We start from the raw sequence: 2,622 nt of genomic DNA on the forward strand, positions 1-2,622 counted from the left end.
ACGAAACCTTCACCAGCACCACCTCCGGCGACATGCACCGCACCGGGAAGCACGGGCAAATCACCGGCCCGGCCCGCCGCCGCTGCCTCACCGAGGCAGAGATGCTCGACCGGGGCATGACCAGAAACCGGTCCGGGCAGTGGACGACCGGCCTGGTGGATACTCGCTGGAATGCCGCTCATTGCTCTCACGTGGCGACGGAGGGCGACGAACAGGGACAGGCTGGTACCCATGGACCCCAAGCCACTGAAAGGCCCTCAGAATCGCGCATAGCCCGGCTACCGAGGGAGGACTCATGATCGCCGCGCCATTCCCGTACTTCGGCGGGAAGCGCCGGGCCGCCCCGTCCGTGTGGCGCGAGCTCGGCGACCCGTCCGGCTATGTGGAGCCCTTCGCGGGTTCGGCTGCCGTACTGCTAGCCAGACCTCGCTTCGACGGCAGGAGAGTCGAGACCATCAACGACGCGGACGGATGGCTGATCAACATGTGGCGCGCCATCCAGCTCCGCCCGTCCGAGGTTGCCACACACTGCGCGGGGCCAGTCGCCGAGATCGACTACCACGCCCGCCTCGCATGGCTACAGGAGCGTCGCGGCGATGATCTCGTGTCGTGGCTGGAGGGCGATCCCGAGGCGTGTGACCCGAAGGCCGCTGGCTGGTGGCTGTATGTAACAGCGTGTGGCATCGGTGACCCGTTTGGCCGTGGACCCTGGCGCGTCATCGACTCACGCCTGATGGACACACGCAAGCTGCCTCATCTCGGGGACGCTGGTCAGGGTATCAACCGCAAGCTGCCTCATCTCGGGGACGCTGGTCAGGGTATCAACCGCGAGCTGCCTCATCTCGGGAACGCTGGTCAGGGCAAGGAGGCGGGCATCGCCGACTATCTCGCCCACCTGCAATCACGGCTCGCCTACACCCGCATCACCTGCGGATCGTGGGAACGGGTAGTGCGACCCTCAGTCATCAGATCGGGCGCCGGGGGTGATGGGTCTAGGGCTGTGTTTCTGGACCCGCCCTACGCAACATCCGGCGACCTCTATGCCGAGTCATCCGCCGGCATTGCCGAGCGCGTCCGCGAGTGGTGCGCACGCCAGCCGCAGACGGTCACACTGCCTGGAGGGGGGAGCGCGCCTCTCCGCATCATCCTGTGCGGCTACGACGATGAGCACGACGCGCTACTAGCGCACGGCTGGCGTCGGGTCGCAGGCAAGTCGGGGAGAGGGGCTGGCTACTCCACCCGCCGGGACAACGGGCGGCGTGAGCGCATGTGGTGCTCACCAGCCTGCCTCGGCACTCACTACCAAGAGGAGCTTTTCGGTGGAGAGAGGAGGCCGAACATGGCTGACCTGAGCTGCGACACCTGCCACGACACCGGCGACGTACTGGACGAGGACGTCACCGGAGACCGACAGACCATCACCCCATGCCCCGACTGCAGAGAGGAGCAGACATGACCCGCGAGCATGGCCTGCCGCCCTACTGGGACGGGCTGCCCGTCCTCTGGGGCGCGTGGCGCGGGGATACGCCGTTCATCATGTGCGGCAGAGCACCCGTGCAGAGCCCGTGCCACTCGTGCGGGCTGATCCGCCCACGCGCTTTAGCTCGTGGCTACACAGCCACCTCACCCCTCGCCACCCACGAGACGTTGAGGCGACGCCGAGACGAGATCGCGGCCTACAGACCCGGCTACGGGATGCCGTTGCCTCGCCCTCTCGGCTTCTACCGCTTGACCGCCTTCCGGTGCACCCACTGCGGAGCAGACAGCGTCTACGACCACGACACCGGGCAGTCATGGGACCTCGATGACACCGACTACGGAGATGGGGGGAGCTGCGAAGATGGCCTGGTTCAAGGTCGATGACACGCTCCACTGTCACCCGAAAGTGCGACGCGCTGGCGCCGCTTCGGCAGGCGTTTGGGTGACGGCGGGAAGCCTCTGCATGGCCTACAAGACGGACGGCGTTGTGCCGACGTGGTGGCTCGACTCGTGGGGCAGGACCGGCAGGACGGCTGCCGCTGCGCTCGTCCGAGAAGGGCTGTGGGAGGCCGTGGATGGCGGGTACAGATTCCATGACTGGGATGACTATCAGCCCTTGTCAGACGAGATTGAGCAGGTCCGTGAGAAGGCCCGCGAACGCCAGCGCAAGAGGCGGCAATCACTGGCGGGACTCACTCGACCCGAGGAGGTTCCCGATGGTGAGTGACCAGCATGTCACGGCGTACGTCACGCGTGACAGTCACGTGACATCGGGTGTGACAAATCGTGTGACCAACGCTACCCCGTCCCGACCCGTCCCGACCCGTCCCGTCCCGACCTACTTAACTAACGCTGGGTGCCCAACTGTCAGCGGTCTTTTTCAACAGTTCTCAAAAACAGCAAGCAAAAAAAGTCCGGTAGGTATGCGCGCGAGCATTTGCTTGCTTGGCGAAGCGAAAAAACACAACGAGGAGGGGGCACGATGAGAGCCCCCGCCGACTGGTGCCGCGACCTCGCCGCCCTCACCTGCCAGACACGCGCCGCCATGCGCCACCCCGACCGGCAACCATGGCTCCAGCCGCCCGTCGCCGCCATCCTCGCCGGACTCGACGCCGACAGCCTGGCCGACCTCGCATGGTCAGT

At 66.1% G+C, this 2,622-nt stretch carries 2 protein-coding genes; both read left to right on the forward strand.

Annotation, left to right across the window (positions count from 1 at the left end; genetic code table 11):
* The first annotated feature begins 295 nt into the window (after window positions 1-295).
* Entirely contained in the window at window positions 296-1,456 is a 1,161-nt protein-coding gene (locus ACTQ48_RS10990; RefSeq protein WP_441570938.1) for a DNA adenine methylase, read from the forward strand.
* A gap of 384 nt (window positions 1,457-1,840) precedes the next feature.
* A complete protein-coding gene (locus tag ACTQ48_RS10995; RefSeq protein ID WP_441570940.1) occupies window positions 1,841-2,206 on the forward strand; it encodes a hypothetical protein in 366 nt (121 codons plus the stop codon).
* Window positions 2,207-2,622 lie beyond the last annotated feature (416 nt).

The sequence above is a fragment of the Collinsella sp. Sow4_E3 genome (genome assembly GCF_052116285.1).
Taxonomy (GTDB): Bacteria; Actinomycetota; Coriobacteriia; order Coriobacteriales; family Coriobacteriaceae; genus Collinsella.

What these genes read in the sequence shown, in the direction of transcription:
- ACTQ48_RS10990 (WP_441570938.1), top strand. Translation starts at nt 296, where the DNA reads ATGATCGCCGCGCCATTCCCGTACTTCGGCGGGAAGCGCCGGGCCGCC.
- ACTQ48_RS10995 (WP_441570940.1), top strand. Translation starts at nt 1,841, where the DNA reads ATGGCCTGGTTCAAGGTCGATGACACGCTCCACTGTCACCCGAAAGTG.